We start from the raw sequence: 14,483 nt of genomic DNA, 5'->3' as shown, positions 1-14,483 counted from the left end.
CGTCGAGAGGCGGACGACTCGATGCGTCAGCAGGCGATCAGCGGGTGGCGGTGCCCTCGGTGTAGTCCGAATCGTGGCTCTTGACCCACGCCATCAGCTTGCGCAGCTCGCGACCGGTCTGCTCGATCGGGTGCGACTCACCCTTCTTGCGGAACTCGTTGAACTCCGGCGAGCCGTTGTCCATGTCGGTGATGAAGCGCTCGGCGAACGCGCCGTTCTTGATGTCGGCGAGCACGTCCTCCATGTTCTTCTTCACGTCCGGGGTGATGACCCGCGGGCCGGAGACGTAGTCACCGAACTCGGCGGTGTCGGAGACCGACCAGCGCTGCTTGGCGATGCCGCCCTCGTACATGAGGTCGACGATCAGCTTGAGCTCGTGCAGGCACTCGAAGTACGCGACCTCCGGCTGGTAGCCGGCCTCGGTGAGGACCTCGAAGCCGTACATGACCAGCTGCGAGGCGCCACCGCAGAGGACGGCCTGCTCGCCGAACAGGTCGGTCTCGGTCTCCTCGGTGAACGTGGTCTTGATGCCGCCGGCGCGCAGGCCGCCGATCGCCTTGGCGTACGACAGGGCCAGCGGCCAGGCGTTGCCCGACTCGTCCTTCTCCACGGCGACGAGGACCGGGACGCCCCGGCCGTCGACGTACTCGCGGCGGACCAGGTGGCCCGGGCCCTTCGGGGCGACCATGAAGACGTCGACGCCCTCCGGCGGGGTGATGTAGCCGAAGCGGATGTTGAAGCCGTGGCCGAACACCAGGGTGTCGCCGGCGGCGAGCTGCGGCGCGATCTCCTCGGCGTACAGCTTCCGCTGGTGCTGGTCGGGCGCGAGGATGACGATGACGTCGGCCTCCTCCGCGGCCTCGGCCGGGGTCACGACGCGCAGGCCCTCGGCCTCGGCCTTGGCCCGGCTCTTCGAGCCCGGCTGCAGCCCGACGCGGACGTCGACGCCCGAGTCGCGCAGCGACAGCGCGTGGGCGTGGCCCTGGCTGCCGTAGCCGATGACCGCCACGTTCTTGCCCTGGATCAGGGACAGGTCGGCGTCGTCGTCGTAGAACATCTCAGCCACGGGGGCTTCTCCTTCTGGTTGGGTTAGGTACTTCAGCCCACTCGGGCGGTGCGGACTCAGCCGACCGCCGGCGGAGCCGGCACTGACACCGGGCGCAGGTTGCGCTCGGAGATGGAACGGGAGCCACGGCCGATGGCGACCTGGCCGGACTGGACGAGCTCGCGGATGCCGAACGGCTGCAGGAGCAGCAGCAGGTCGTCGAGCTTGTCGGAGTTGCCGATCGCCTGGATGGTCACGGTATCGGGCGCGATGTCGACGACCTTGGCCCGGAACAGCTGCACGGTGTCGAGCACCTGGCCGCGGGTCTCGAGGTCGGCCTTCACCTTGACGAGCATCAGCTCGCGGTTGATCGAGCTCGCGCCGTCGAGCTCGACGATCTTGATCACCTCGACGAGCTTGTTGAGCTGCTTGGTGACCTGCTCGAGCGGCGAGTCCTCCACGTTGACCACGATCGTCATCCGCGAGATCTCGGGGTGCTCGGTCGGGCCGACCGCGAGCGAGTCGATGTTGTAGCCGCGGCGGCTGAACAGGCCCGCGATCCGGGCCAGGACGCCGGGCTTGTTCTCGACCAGCACCGACAGCGTGTGCCGGGTGTTGATGGGCGCGCTCATGTCCTCAGAGCTCCGTCTCGGCGTCGTCGTCGAAGCGCGGTGCCATGTCGCGCGCGTACTTGATGTCGTCGTTGCTGGTGCCGGCCGCGACCATCGGCCAGACCATCGCGTCGCGGTGGACGCGGAAGTCCACGACCACCGGGACGTCGTTGATCTCCATCGCCTTGTCGATGGTGGCGTCCACGTCGTCCGGGCTCTCGCAGGCCAGGCCCACGCAGCCGTAGGCGTCGGCGAGCTTCACGAAGTCCGGGATCCGCTTCGAGTGCAGGTCGGTGTTGGAGTAGCGCTCGTTGTAGAAGAGCGACTGCCACTGCCGGACCATGCCGAGCGACTCGTTGTTGATCACCGCGACCTTGATCGGGATGTCGTTGATCGCGCAGGTGGCCAGCTCCTGGTTGGTCATCTGGAAGCAGCCGTCGCCGTCGATCGCCCACACCGTGCTGCCGGGCATGCCGACCTTGGCACCCATGGCGGCGGGAACGGCGTACCCCATGGTGCCGAGGCCGCCGGAGTTGATCCACGTGTTCGGATTCTCGTAGCCCACGAACTGCGCGGCCCACATCTGGTGCTGGCCGACGCCGGCGGCGTAGATCGCCTCGGGGCCGGCGATCGCGCCGAGGCGCTCGATGACGTACTGCGGCGCGAGCTCGCCCTTCGGGACGTCGTACCCCAGCGGGTACTTCTTCTTCACGCCGGCCAGGAACTCCACCCAGGCCTCGAAGTCGCCGGTGTGGCCGAGGTCGGCCTCGGCCTTCAGCGCCACGATGAGGTCGCTGATCACCTCGCGGCAGTCGCCCACGATCGGGACGTCGACCGCGCGGTTCTTGCCGATCTCGGCCGGGTCGATGTCGGCGTGGATGACGCGGGCGCCCGGGGCGAAGGAGTCCAGGTTGCCGGTCACGCGGTCGTCGAAGCGGGCGCCGAGGCTGATGATCAGGTCGCTGCGCTGCAGGCCGGCGACCGCGGCGACGGTGCCGTGCATGCCCGGCATGCCGAGGTGCTGCGGGTGGCTGTCCGGGAACGCGCCGCGCGCCATCAGCGTGGTGACCACCGGCATGCCGGTGAGCTCGGCGAGGACGCGCAGCTCCTTGGCCGCGCCGGCGCGGATCGTGCCGCCGCCGACGTACAGGACCGGACGGCGCGACTCGAGGATCAGCTTCGCCGCCTCGCGGATCTGCTTCGAGTGCGGCTTGGTCACCGGGCGGTAGCCGGGCAGCAGCAGCTCGGTCGGCCAGGCATACGTCGTCATCGCCTGGAGTGCCGACTTCGCGACGTCGACGAGCACCGGGCCGGGGCGACCGGTCGAGGCGATGTGGAAAGCCTCGGCGACCGTGCGCGGGATGTCCGCGGGGTCGGTGACCAGGAAGTTGTGCTTGGTGATCGGCATCGTGATGCCGCGGATGTCGGCCTCCTGGAAGGCGTCGGTGCCGATCGACTTGGCGCCGACCTGGCCGGTGACCGCGACGATCGGGACCGAGTCCATGTGCGCGTCGGCGAGCGGCGTGACCAGGTTCGTCGCGCCGGGGCCCGAGGTGGCCATGCAGACGCCGACCCGGCCGGTGGCGGCGGCATACCCCTGCGCGGCGTGGCCCGCGCCCTGCTCGTGGCGTACCAGGATGTGCCGGATCGAGGAGTCCATCAGGGGGTCGTACGCCGGGAGGATGGCGCCGCCCGGGATGCCGAAGATCTCGGTCGTCCCCGCGGCCTCCAGCGACCTGATCAGGCTCTGGGCGCCTGTCATCTGCTCGCTCATCGTGCTTCCTGTCTTGGTTGTCTTGCCTGGCCAACAAAAAACCCCTCGGCCCGCAGTGGGCGGCGAGGGGTGACGTGCGTGCGGAGTCGGTGCTGACTCAGCTCACACGCCGCGTGGCTACAAGAATGTCCTTGCGCATGGCACCACCGTAGCCGCACGACCCAGCCGCTCGCACCCGAGTGTGACAGGCGTCCCAACATCTGGGACGCCAGTCTCATCCCTCGGCGGGCTCCCGACCGTCGGCGGTGCACACGCAGACCTTGTTGCCGTGCTTGTCCGCGAGCACCCAGAACGCCGGGACGAACTCCTCGGTCACCAGCGTGCCGCCCGCGGCGACGGCCGCGGCCACCCGCTCCTCCGCCACCTCCCGCGGCACCACGATGTCGAGGTGGAAGCGCTGCTGCACCTCCCCCGACGCCTCCGGCGCCTCCTGGAACCACAGCGTGTTGTTGCGGCCGGCGGGGTCCATGACCTCGGGCCAGTCCTGCTGGTCGGCGTACCCGAGCACGGTCCGCCAGAACGGCTTGACCTCCTCGGCGTCCGGCACGTCCAGCGCCAGCTCCAGCGTGGAGACGTCGCGCGGGGCCGACGCGATGCCGAGCTCCGCGGCGATCGCGGTGATCCGGCGGGCCAGGGCGATGTCGCGGCTGGTCACACCGTGCACGTCGTGGCTGTGCAGGTCGACGTCGACGTGCGGGTAGGTCAGCACGACGTCCGGGTGGTGGTTGGCGTCCTCGGCCGCCTCCGTGATGCGGGTGACGAGCTCGAGGCCCTTCACGAAGCTGCCGGTCTCGAAGCGGGCGTGCAGCCTCATCAGGAAGAAGCGCCAGTCGTCGAGGCCCTCGGCCACCACGGCCGGGTAACGCAGCACCTGCTTTGCATCGCTCATGGAAGAACCACCTGTCCGATCGGTCCGGGGTTGTACGCGATCTCCCAGCGGTAGCCGTCGGGGTCGCCGAAGTAGCCGGTGTACCCGCCCCAGTCGCGCTCCACCGCGTCGTGGACGGGGTCGGCGCCGGCGGCGCGGGCGGTCGCGAGCACCGCGTCGACGTCCTCGCGGGTCGGCACGTTGTGCGCGAGCGTGATCGGGAAGACCCCCTCGCCGCGCACGATCGGCCCCACCTCGGCCTCGAAGTGATCGTCGACCCACAGGGAGAGCACGACGTGCTGGCCGACCTGGATCATCAGCACGTCGCCGGCCACGTCGAGCGCTGCCTCCCAGCCGAGCCCGTCGACGTAGAACGCACGGGTCCGGTCCAGGTCGCGCACCGCCAGGGTCACGAAGCTGATCCGCTGGTCCACTCCACCACCTTGGCACACCCGGCCGACAGCCTCCCGGCAAGTCGGGACACCCTGCCCTGCCGACCGGGACGCCGGGCGGCGGAGCCTTCCGGCATCAGCCCCGACCCGAGGAGATGCCCGTGTCCACCAGCACCGCCCACCGCGACGAGCTCGACGGTCGCCCGCGCCGGGTCGCCCCGGCCGTCGCCCGCACCTGGGCCTTCGTCGGCGCCGCGGCCGGCCTCGCCGGCGTGGTCGCGATGCAGGCGTCCCTGTCCGTCGACGCCGTCTACAACGAGAAGTACGCCGGCGACGCGGAGACCATCGCCGACCGGCTCGGCGACTTCGTCCCGCACATCCTGGTGCTGCACGTCGCGACGATGACCGCCGCCGTCCTGCTGCTGGTCTTCGCGGCCGGGCTCCGCCGCCGGCTCGAGGCGCAGGCGCCGCACGGCAGCCTGCTCCCCGCGGTCGCGGCCGGCGGCCTGCTGCTCACCTCCGTGGCCGCGCTGATGGGCGGCGCGTTCACGACGGAGATCGTCTTCGGGCTGGAGGAGACCGAGGTCCCGATCGACCCGGAGTTCGCCGCGGTCGTCGGCCACTGGATCGGCACGGTGCCCTGGCTGTGGATCGGTGCCGGCGTCACCGGCGTCGCGGTCGCGGTCGCCAGCCTCCGGCACCAAGCGGCGCCGCGCTGGATCGGCTGGGTCGCCGCCGTCCTCGGTGGCATCACGCTGCTCTTCGGCCTCTCGCCGCTGCAGTACATGGCCGGGTTCACCGGTCCGGTGCTCGTCCTCCTGCTCGGTCTCGGCTTCGGCTTCGGAGACCGCCGATTCCGCACGGGGCGCTGATCGGGAAACTAGAGTGCCCGCTGTCATGAGCGTGGACACGACCCCCTCCTCCGCCCATCCCCGACCGGTGATTCTGCTCACCGAGGGCGGTTCCCGGCAGCACCCCGGCGCGGGGCGCGCCCGGGCGGCCGCGGCGATCGCCGTGGTCTCCTGGGCGCTGGCCGTCGTGGCGGTCGTCCTGATGGTCGTCGGCCGTCCGGCCATCGACGAGCTGCTCTGGTTCTTCGTCGTGGACGCGTCGGTCGCCTGCGTCTACGGCACCGTCGCCGCGGTCACGCTGAGCCGCCGCGCCCACCCGGTGCCGTGGCTGCTCGGCCTGGCCGCGATCGGCGGCGGCCTGGCTGCCTTCGGCTACGCGTACGACGTCTACTCGTTCCGGCCCGGCGGACTGGACCCGAACGAGACGATCGGGATGCTCCAGAACACCGCCTGGGTGCCGGGCACCCTCGCGCTCTTCCTCGTCGTGCCCTGGCTGGTGCGCGACCACCCGCTCCGCTGGGAGTGGCTCGGCGTGCTCGCGGGCAGCGCGCTCACGGCCACGATCACCGTCGGCGCGATCCTGGAGTGGGTGCGGCTGAGCGACCTCTACTGGCTCTCGATCGGTCTCGGTCTCGTCACCGCGGCCGCCGTCGAGCTCCGGCGCCGCTTCGGACCCGCCGAGGAGCGCAACGGCCTCGGCTGGCTGGCGATCGGTACGGCGATCCTCGCGGTGTCGTTCGTCCCCGTGCTCTCGCCGTGGACGTGGCTGCCGTTCTGGATGACGCCGGTCCTCCACCTCGTCTCCCAGACCGTCTTCCCCGCGGCCGTGCTGGTCGCGGTGCTGCGCAACCGGATGTGGGGCCTGCGCCTGGTCGTCAGCCGTGCGGTGCTCGCCGGTCTCCTGGCGACCGGGCTCCTCGTCCTCTACGTCCTCGTGACGCTGGTGCTCACCCGGCTGCTGCCGTCGAGCGACGGCCTCGCCCAGCTGCTGGCGGCCGGCGCGGTCGCGGTCGCCGTGCAGCCCGCGCGCCTGGCCGCGGCGCGGCGGGTGCACGCGCTCGTGTACGGCGACTCCTCCGATCCCGCGCGCGTCGTACGCCGCCTCGGCTCGCAGCTCGTCGGCAGCACGTCCGTGGAGGAGCTGCTCGGCGGCGTCACCGAGGACATCGGCCGCTCCATGCGACTGGAGTCGGTGACCGTCGACGCGGACGGCATCGACCCCGTGCGCTGGGGCCGCCCGACCGAGGCGCCGACGAGCATCGACCTGCGGCACCGCGGCGAGCGCGTGGGCGTGCTCGAGGTGTCCCCGCTGCCGGGCGAGGCGCTGTCGGCACGCGACCTCACTACGCTCCGCGACCTCTCCTCCGTCGTCGCCGCTGCCGTCGCGGTCGCCCGCGCGGGCGCCGACCTCACCGAGCTGCGGGTCCGGCTGGCCGCGGCGCGCCTGGAGGAGCGTCGGGTGCTCCGCCGCGAGATCCACGACGGCCTCGGCCCGTCGCTGGCCGGCATCCGGCTCGGCCTCCAGGGCGCGCGCAACCTCCTCAAGACCGACCCCGAGGCCGGGCAGGCGCTGCTCGCCCGGCTCCAGGCCGAGCTCGACGCCGCGACCGACAACGTCCGCAGCCTGTCCCACCACCTGCTGCCCCCGGTGCTCGACGAGCTCGGGCTCGGCGCGGCGCTCACCGAGCTGTCCGGGCGGTACGACGGGACCGGGCTGCAGGTCGACGTCGAGTGCGACCGGTTCGAGGGGCTCGACCCGCAGCTCGCGGCGGCGGCGTACGGCATCGCGAGCGAGGCCACGACCAACGTCGCCCGGCACGCCGACGCGACGCACTGCTGGATCTCGGCCGTCCGGCACGTCGACGGGTTCCTGCTGCTGGTGATCGCCGACGACGGCCGCGGGGTCGACACCGTCGTCAGGCCCGGCGTCGGGACCAGCTCGATGCGCGAGCGCGCCGAGGAGCAGGGCGGCTCGCTCGACGTCCGGCCCCGCCAGGGCGGCGGCACCGAGGTCCGTGCGACGCTTCCGCTGGTGATGACCCATGGCTGAACGGACGCTGCGCGTGGCGGTGGTCGACGACCACCCCGTCTTCCGGCTCGGGATGGTCGGGCTGCTCGCCTCCCTCGACGGGATCGAGGTGGCCGGGCAGGCCGAGGACGCCGAGCAGGCGATGGCGGTCGTCGACGAGACCGTCGACGTGGTGCTGATGGACCTGCACCTCGGCGAGGACTCCGGCATCGAGACGACCCGCGCGCTGATCGCCCGGCTCCCCGACCTCGCGGTGCTCGTGATCACGATGGACGAGGACGACGAGTCGGTCGTCGCGGCGGTGCGCTCCGGCGCGCGCGGCTACCTGCTCAAGAGCGCGTCGCCCGAGGAGGTCGAGCGGGGCATCCGCGCGGTCGCCAACGGCGAGGCGATCCTCGGCCCGCAGGTCGCGATGCGCGCGATGGCGACGCTGACGTCCGGGCGGACCGCCGTACGGCTGCCGTTCCCGGAGCTGTCCGACCGCGAGCGCGAGGTGCTCGACATGCTCGCGCGCGGCTACGACAACGCGACGATCGCGCGGCGGATGGTGCTCTCCCCCAAGACCGTGCGCAACCACGTCTCCAACGTGCTCACCAAGCTTCGGGTGCCCGACCGGGCCGCCGCGATCATCAAGGCGCGGGACGAGGGTCTCGGGGGCGAGTGACCACCAGGACGAGAGCGATGACGACCGCCCGGCCGACCAGTGACCACACGGTGCCCTCGGGTCCGTAGTCACCGCCGCCGTCGAGGTGCCACAGGGCGCCGCTGTAGTCGTCGGTGCCGCTCATCGTGAAGCCGAGGACGGTCGCCTGCACGAAGTTCCACGCGAAGTGGATGCCCACGCCGAGCCAGATGCGGCCGGTGCGCAGGTACGCCAGGCCGTACATCACACCGCCCGCCGTGGTGCTCAGGACCGAGAGCGTGGTCGCGTCCGCGGTGGTGACGAGGTGCAGCAGGCCGAAGGCCGCCGACGACACGACCAGCGCGAGCACGGCCGACCCGGTCAGCCGCAGCAGACCGCCGAGGACCAGCGCGCGGAACACGAGCTCCTCGACGACCGCGGCCGCACCCAGGATCACCAGGGCCACGACCAGCACGCCGAGGTCGAGCTCGAAGCCGGCCGAGTGCACGTCGCCCGTGATCGCCATCAGCGCCGCGGTGACCGCGATGCCCGCCGCACCGATGGCCACTCCCAGCAGGAGCTGACGACGTCTGGTCACGACGCACACCGTAGGGCCGGTACCGTCGGAGCATGGCCGAGCGCGCTGACATCGACCCGTCCGTCTCCCCCAGCGGCACCGGCTGCGTCGAGTGCGAGGAGGAGCGCGGCTGGTGGGTGCACCTGCGCCGCTGCACGCAGTGCGGCCACATCGGCTGCTGCGACACCTCGCCGTCGCAGCACGCGACCGCGCACTGGCGCGAGACCGGGCACACGGTGATCACCAGCTTCGAGCCGGGCGAGGACTGGTTCTGGGACTACACGACCGAGAGCGGCTTCCTGGGCCCGCAGCTCACGCCGCCGCTGTCACGGCCGGACGCGCAGACGGTCCCCGGCCCGGCCGGCCGGGTCCCCGACGACTGGCAGTCGCACATCCACGAGTGATCACGCCAGCGTCTGGGTGATCTCCCGCCGGTCCCCGTCGACGACCACCCGCGCGAGCGCGCCGTTGACAAGCGAGAGGTACGGCGCGACGTGGCCGCACTCGACGTCGAGCACGATCGGGATGCCGAGGTCGCCGAGGGCGTCGACCACCGCGCCGTGCTGGGTCATGTCCGGGGTGTCCGCGGCCTTCGTGCGGCCGATGAGCACGCCGTTGGCGTGCTCGAACCAGCCCGCGTAGCGAAGCGAGTGCAGGGTGCGCGCGATCGTGTAGGCGTTGTCCTCGCACGCCTCGAGGTAGACGACGAGCCCGTCGTCGGCGTGCTGGCGACCGAACGCCGCGACGTCGCCGTACGGCGTGGCGGCGAGCGGACCGACGGTCTCGATGCAGCCGCCGATCAGCCGGCCCGAGACGTCGACGGAGCCACCGCCGAGCACCTGCCAGGTCCCTTCGCCGTCGAGCGTGAACCGCGAGACCGCGGGGTGCTCGGCGTAGTCGACCCACCCGGTGTCCCGGTAGCGACCCGGGCTGCGCTGCACGAACGGCCCGGAACCGGCGGCGACGTCGGCCCAGTGCAGGATGCCGTCAGGCGGCAGGAACGGCGTGTCCATCAGGTTGCTGCCGTGCAGGGTGGCCCACCCGGTCCGGAGGGTCAGCGGGATCATCACCGTGGTCACATCGCTGAAGCCGACCAGCCAGGTCGGCTCGGCGGCGGCGATCGCGTCCCAGTCGAGCAGATCGAGCAGATCGATCGCGAGCTCGCCTCCCCACGGGGGTACGACGGCGCGGATGGACGGGTCGGTCAGCATCGCGGTCAGCTCCGCGGCGCGCTGACCCTTGGGCGCCGACACCACGGACGGGGCGCCGAGGCACTCACCGACCACGACGTCGTACCCGCGCTCCTCCAGGGCACGCACCGCGACGTCGAAGCGCGGCTTCAACGCGTCCGGCACTCCGCTCGACGGGGCCGTGACGCCGATCGTGTCGCCGGGCTGGAGCGGTCGCGGGAAGATCATGCGCTCAGCCTGTCAGGTCGCTCAACGAGGTCAACTGAGTTCCGGCCGCGTCGAAGTTGGCGGGGTCCAGCCAGCGCTCGTGTGCCGCCTTGACGGCCGGCCACTCGGCGTCGGTGACCGAGAACCAGTCCGTGTCGCGGTTGCGGCCCTTCGTGACCATGTGGTTGCGGAAGCGGCCCTCGTAGGTGAAGCCCAACCGGCGCGCGGCGCGCCGGGACGGCTCGTTGAGGCTGTCGCACTTCCACTCGAAGCGGCGGTAGCCGAGGCCGTCGAACGCGTGCCGCATGCTCAGGTGGATCGCCTCGGTCGCCGCACGCGTGCGCTGCAGCGACTTCGCGTAGAGCACGCCGGCGATCTCGACCTGGCCGGTCGTCGGCTCGATGCGCATGTACGACGCGATGCCCTGCGCGGGCTCACCGGCCGGGACCAGCGCGAACGTCTCCATGTCGGGTGCGGCCAGCGTCGCCTCGACCAGCGCCTCCATCGCGGGTACGTCGGCCGGCGGGTCGGTCGGCCGGTAGGTCCAGAGCTCGTCGTCGCCCGGGTTGCAGAGGGCGGCGTGCAGCGCCGGGGCGTGCGCGGTGCTGAGCGGCTCGAGCCGCACGTAGCGCCCGGTGAGCAGCACCGCCTCGGCGCGTGGCCGCGTCGTCCAGCCGGTCACCAGGTCGCCCACCTGCTGGCCGTGGTCGTTCGTCTCAGGCAAGGCCGCTCAGCACCTCGTGCACCTGGACGAGGCCGCGGTCGACCTCGTCGAACGACGTCGAGAGCGGCGAGAGCCCGAGCCGCAGTCCGTGCGGGTCGCGGTAGTCCGGGATCACGTCGCGCTCCCACAGCGCCGCGGTGGCCTCGCGCATCAGCGGATGGTTGAGGGTCACGTGACCGCCACGCCACTGCGGGTCGCGCGGCGACGAGACGACGACGCCGGCATCCGCGAGCAGGCGGTCGGCGACGTCGATCGCGTACGACGTCAGCGCGACCGACTTGGCGCGCACCGCGTCCATCCCGGCCGACTCGATCAGCGCCAGCATGTCCTGCAGCGCGAGCATCCCGACGATGGCCGGCGTGCCGGACAGGAACCGCCGGATGCCCTGCGCCGGCGCGTAGCTCGGCCCCATCAGGAACGGGTCGACAGCGCCCATCCAGCCCTGGATCGGCTGGGTGAGCTCCTCGAGGTGGCGCTCCGCGACGTAGCAGAACGCCGGGGCGCCGGGTCCGCCGTTGAGGTACTTGTACGTGCAGCCGACCGCGAGGTCGACGCCCCACGCGTCGAGCTCCAGCGGCACCGAGCCGACCGAGTGGCAGAGGTCCCAGAGCACCAGGGCCCCGGCGTCGTGGGCGATCCGGGTCAGCTCGGGGAGGTCCGCGAGCCAGGCCGAGCGGTAGGCGACGTGGGAGACCACGACCAGCGCGGTCCTCTCGGAGACCGCGGCCGACAGCAGCTCGGCGGTCACGCCGGCGGTCGTGTCGACGTCGATCCAGCGCAGGGTCAGCCCGCACTCCTCGGCGATCCCGGCGGCGACGTACCGGTCCGTGGGGAAGTTGTCCCGGTCGATGACGATCTCGGTGCGGCCGGGTCGCGCGGCGACCGCGGCGCGCATCAGCTTGTAGAGCAGCACGGTCGTCGAGTCGCCGACCGCGGCCTGTCCCGGAGCGGCGCCGAGCACGACGCGGCCGAGGTCGTCGCCGATCGTGCGCGGCAGGTCGAACCAGCGCTCGTCCCACCCGCGGATCAGCCGCCCGCCCCACTCCTCCTCGACGAACCGGGCGAGCCGCGGGCCGGTCACCCGCAACGGCCGCCCCAGCGAGTTGCCGTCGAAGTAGACGAGCGGCTCGTCGGCTCCGACGAAGCGGTCGCGGTACGACGCGAGCGGGTCGGCGAGGTCCAGGTCGGTCATGGCGCACAGTCTGGCGCACGGTACTTTCGGCCCGTGGACGTCTCCTTCGACCTGCTCACCGACCTGGTCGGCGAGGACCTCGAGATCACCGCTGCCGAAGACGTCACCGGGACGCTGCGGATCGCCCGCGCCACCCCGAACGAGGGGGGCACCGGAGGCACGGTCGTGCTCGTCGGGCCGTCGGACCCGGCGTTCGGCCAGGGCACCTACCCCATCCGGCACGCCGAGCACGGCGAGGGCGTGCTGTTCATCGTGCCGGTCGGGGACGACGGCACGCAGCGGACCTACGAGGCGGTCTTCGGCTAGCCCGGGCTACGTCGCGAGGTACTCGTTGACGTAGCCGGCGACCCGGTCGGGGTCGATCGTCCGCATCGACGCGGGCACACCGCGGACGGCCGGTCGCGTGGCGACCGACGACGTCGCACGCCGTACGACGAGCGGCTTGCTGACCGTGCGCAGTCGCTTGTCCACGACCAGGCCGTTGACCGTGCGGCCGGCCAGGGCGTCGCCGAGGCGGTCCCACCCGCGGCCGGCGAGCCGCTTCTCGCCCTCGGCGACGAGCAGCGCCGCGTCGCGGCCCAGCATCTCGAACGCGTCGGTCCGTCCGGCCCAGGACGCGACCGAGTACGTGCCCCGCGCCGCACGGCCGAGCGCGTCGACCGCGAGCGAGTCGAGGACGATCTCGGCGCGCAGCCCGGCGGCGCGGCAGGCGCGCAGGATCTGCTCGGCGCGGCGCCCGGTGGCGCTGATCGCGACCACGTCCGCGCCGCTGCGCTTGGCAGCGCGGGCAGCCTGCTCGACGGTGCCGCTGTCGGCGCCGTGGGTGAGCGCGAGGCCCTCGAAGCGGCCGCCGGCGGACGTGAAGCCGCGGCGCACGGCGTACACCGTGTCGTAACCCGCGTCCGGTGCTGCGACGATCGCGAACAGGCGGTGGCCGAGGTGGCCGGCCGCCCACTCCCCCATCCGCAGCGACGACTGCCAGTGCTGGAGCGACGCCTGGACGGCGCCGGCGAGCGGCTCGTCGACGACCTGGGCGCCGACGTTGGCGACCACCAGCCCGACTCCGGCCTCGGCGCACGCAGCGGCTACCTCGCGGGCCGAGAGCGTCGAGACGCTTGCGACCACGACCTGGGCGCCTCCCGCGGCGAGCTCGGTCGCCGCGTCGGCGGCTCCGGCGAAGCCGAACGCGATCGGACGCTCGGTCAGCGCGACCTTCCGGCCGGCGGCGGCGAAGCCGGCCGTCAACCCGTCGAGGAGCGCCTGCCCGCTGCCGGGCCGGCTGGTGTTGGCCGGGGTGAGGACGCCGATGGACAGGGGCGTCGTCGTGGCGGCGAGTGCCGGGACACCTGCGAGTGCCACTGCGGTCCCGCCACCGGCCACGACGGCACGGCGCGTCAGATCAAGCACGGATGTCCTCCTTGGGCTGCCGTCGCATCCGGACGGCGGTCTGGTCCTCGGCGACGGCCTCCAGGCCGAGCCGTTCGTAGAGCCGGCGCGCCGGGTTGCCGGGCGCGACCGTGAGCGAGAGTGTGCGGCCCGACTCGTCGGCGCGGTCGCACCAGGCGCGCAGCGCAGCACCACCCAGGCCGCGACCACGCGCGTCCGCGGCTACCGCGATGTCGACGACGTGGACGTCGTCGGCGGTCTCGTCGACCAGGATCCGGCCGGCCGGGCGGCCCTCGGCCTCGATGATGTGGTCGACGGCGCGCGGGTACGCCGCGGCGTACTGCGTCTCCCGTCCCCGCCACTGGATGGCGAGCAGGGTGCGCCGCTGGACGGGCTCGACCGAGACGAGGTCGGCACCTCGCACGTCGGAGAACAGCCCTCGGAGGAAGTCGGCGTCCTCGGGGGTGGCTGGTCGCATCATCATGGCCGCTGAGGGAACACGCCCTGGAGGGCGATGGCGTAGTAGAACGTCAGGTAGGGCTGCATGTTGTTGTGCGGCTGATCGCCGCCGGTCGGGTGGATCGTGTCCGACGAGGGCCACACCACGGTGCCCGGCGGTGCGTGGACCGCGGCAGGCGCGGGCGGCTGGGCCAGCACCCGGCCGGCGGACGGGACCCGGGTCGTCGCGGTGGCGTTCGACGACGCGACGAGGTGGGCGTGCGCCGGCATCTGCGCCTGGGTCAGCGTCACGGTCTCCGCGCCGAGGGACTCGCCGACGGCGTACTCCGACAGGCCCGGGCCCCAGCCGGGGTGCATCGGCACCCGGCCCTGCAGGTCGGGCAGCGCGAACGTCGACTTGCCGTCGCCGCCGTAGTTGATGCCGAGGAGCGCGAAGAGCCCGGTGTTCTGGGCGATCGGCAGCAGCTGTCCGTCGCACCACGCCCACCCCTTCGGGGCGAAGTTGAACGAGAACGCGCGGATCTCGCCGAGGAATGGCTCGCTCATGGTCTGGTCC

17 protein-coding genes are annotated in these 14,483 nt (G+C 72.3%); 5 read left to right on the top strand and 12 right to left on the bottom strand.

Features of this window, described 5'->3' with window-relative positions; all coding sequences use genetic code 11:
* Positions 1-37 precede the first annotated feature (37 nt).
* The 5 genes from ilvC to MJ604_RS04255 form a co-directional block, all read right to left on the bottom strand.
* Positions 38-1,066: a ketol-acid reductoisomerase gene (gene ilvC, locus MJ604_RS04275; RefSeq protein ID WP_308194106.1), complete on the bottom strand. Its 1,029-nt coding sequence runs from the start codon at positions 1,064-1,066 to the stop codon at positions 38-40.
* A 56-nt stretch (positions 1,067-1,122) separates the two neighbouring features.
* The gene (gene ilvN, locus MJ604_RS04270; protein WP_243057053.1) at positions 1,123-1,677 is read right to left on the bottom strand and encodes an acetolactate synthase small subunit; all 555 of its coding nucleotides are present in this window, start codon (positions 1,675-1,677) and stop codon (positions 1,123-1,125) included.
* Positions 1,678-1,681: 4 nt separating this feature from the next.
* A complete protein-coding gene (locus tag MJ604_RS04265) occupies positions 1,682-3,430 on the bottom strand; it encodes an acetolactate synthase large subunit (protein ID WP_243057052.1) in 1,749 nt (582 codons plus the stop codon).
* Positions 3,431-3,644: 214 nt separating this feature from the next.
* On the bottom strand, positions 3,645-4,319 hold the full coding sequence (locus MJ604_RS04260; protein WP_243057051.1) for a 4a-hydroxytetrahydrobiopterin dehydratase: 675 nt from the start codon (positions 4,317-4,319) through the stop codon (positions 3,645-3,647).
* The gene (locus tag MJ604_RS04255) at positions 4,316-4,732 is read right to left on the bottom strand and encodes a VOC family protein (protein WP_243057050.1); all 417 of its coding nucleotides are present in this window, start codon (positions 4,730-4,732) and stop codon (positions 4,316-4,318) included. Before MJ604_RS04255 ends, MJ604_RS04260 begins: the two co-directional genes overlap by 4 nt.
* Positions 4,733-4,851: 119 nt before the next feature.
* Here MJ604_RS04255 and MJ604_RS04250 point away from each other — a divergent pair, with 119 nt between their 5' ends.
* The 3 genes from MJ604_RS04250 (at position 4,852) to MJ604_RS04240 (ending at position 8,234) form a co-directional block, all read left to right on the top strand.
* Positions 4,852-5,562 carry a hypothetical protein gene (locus MJ604_RS04250; RefSeq protein ID WP_243057049.1) on the top strand — a complete coding sequence of 237 codons (711 nt, stop codon included), beginning with the start codon at positions 4,852-4,854 and terminating at the stop codon, positions 5,560-5,562.
* A gap of 67 nt (positions 5,563-5,629) precedes the next feature.
* Entirely contained in the window at positions 5,630-7,591 is a 1,962-nt protein-coding gene (locus tag MJ604_RS04245; RefSeq protein WP_243057048.1) for a histidine kinase, read from the top strand.
* Positions 7,584-8,234, top strand: coding sequence for a response regulator transcription factor (locus tag MJ604_RS04240; RefSeq protein WP_243057047.1), 651 nt, complete (start codon positions 7,584-7,586; stop codon positions 8,232-8,234). Before MJ604_RS04245 ends, MJ604_RS04240 begins: the two co-directional genes overlap by 8 nt.
* On the opposite strand, the gene MJ604_RS04235 is transcribed toward MJ604_RS04240, so the two are convergent.
* Positions 8,200-8,790, bottom strand: a complete 591-nt coding sequence (locus tag MJ604_RS04235) for a CPBP family intramembrane glutamic endopeptidase (protein ID WP_243057046.1) — start codon at positions 8,788-8,790, stop codon at positions 8,200-8,202. The two genes, MJ604_RS04240 and MJ604_RS04235, sit on opposite strands and share 35 nt — an antisense overlap.
* 32 nt (positions 8,791-8,822) lie before the next feature.
* On the opposite strand from MJ604_RS04235, the gene MJ604_RS04230 reads away from it, so the two are divergent.
* Positions 8,823-9,173, top strand: coding sequence for a UBP-type zinc finger domain-containing protein (locus MJ604_RS04230; RefSeq protein ID WP_243057045.1), 351 nt, complete (start codon positions 8,823-8,825; stop codon positions 9,171-9,173).
* On the opposite strand, the gene MJ604_RS04225 is transcribed toward MJ604_RS04230, so the two are convergent.
* From MJ604_RS04225 to MJ604_RS04215, 3 genes are read right to left on the bottom strand one after another with little or no spacing between them, the layout of a single operon-like run.
* Positions 9,174-10,187: a S66 peptidase family protein gene (locus MJ604_RS04225; protein WP_243057044.1), complete on the bottom strand. Its 1,014-nt coding sequence runs from the start codon at positions 10,185-10,187 to the stop codon at positions 9,174-9,176.
* A gap of 4 nt (positions 10,188-10,191) precedes the next feature.
* The gene (locus MJ604_RS04220) at positions 10,192-10,890 is read right to left on the bottom strand and encodes a GNAT family N-acetyltransferase (protein ID WP_243057043.1); all 699 of its coding nucleotides are present in this window, start codon (positions 10,888-10,890) and stop codon (positions 10,192-10,194) included.
* On the bottom strand, positions 10,883-12,082 hold the full coding sequence (locus MJ604_RS04215) for a kynureninase (RefSeq protein WP_243057042.1): 1,200 nt from the start codon (positions 12,080-12,082) through the stop codon (positions 10,883-10,885). The genes MJ604_RS04220 and MJ604_RS04215 overlap by 8 nt, the downstream gene beginning before the upstream one ends.
* Positions 12,083-12,115: 33 nt before the next feature.
* On the opposite strand from MJ604_RS04215, the gene MJ604_RS04210 reads away from it, so the two are divergent.
* Positions 12,116-12,388: a hypothetical protein gene (locus MJ604_RS04210; protein WP_243057041.1), complete on the top strand. Its 273-nt coding sequence runs from the start codon at positions 12,116-12,118 to the stop codon at positions 12,386-12,388.
* Between the two features lie 6 nt (positions 12,389-12,394).
* On the opposite strand, the gene MJ604_RS04205 is transcribed toward MJ604_RS04210, so the two are convergent.
* The 3 genes from MJ604_RS04205 to MJ604_RS04195 are packed head-to-tail and all read right to left on the bottom strand — an operon-like array spanning position 12,395 to position 14,473.
* Positions 12,395-13,489: an ABC transporter substrate-binding protein gene (locus MJ604_RS04205; RefSeq protein WP_243057040.1), complete on the bottom strand. Its 1,095-nt coding sequence runs from the start codon at positions 13,487-13,489 to the stop codon at positions 12,395-12,397.
* Positions 13,482-13,952 (bottom strand): GNAT family N-acetyltransferase, encoded by a 471-nt coding sequence (locus MJ604_RS04200; protein WP_243057039.1) that lies wholly within the window; start codon positions 13,950-13,952, stop codon positions 13,482-13,484. The genes MJ604_RS04205 and MJ604_RS04200 overlap by 8 nt, the downstream gene beginning before the upstream one ends.
* Complete coding sequence (locus tag MJ604_RS04195) at positions 13,949-14,473, bottom strand: phage tail protein (protein WP_243057038.1); 525 nt, start codon at positions 14,471-14,473, stop codon at positions 13,949-13,951. Before MJ604_RS04195 ends, MJ604_RS04200 begins: the two co-directional genes overlap by 4 nt.
* Positions 14,474-14,483: the final 10 nt, after the last annotated feature.

Origin of the sequence: Nocardioides sp. SR21, assembly GCF_022761125.1 — a bacterium.
In the GTDB taxonomy this organism is placed as follows: Bacteria; Actinomycetota; Actinomycetes; order Propionibacteriales; family Nocardioidaceae; genus Nocardioides.
The sequence above is the reverse complement of the archived record's forward strand: the minus strand, read 5'-3'. Positions and strand labels throughout refer to the sequence as shown.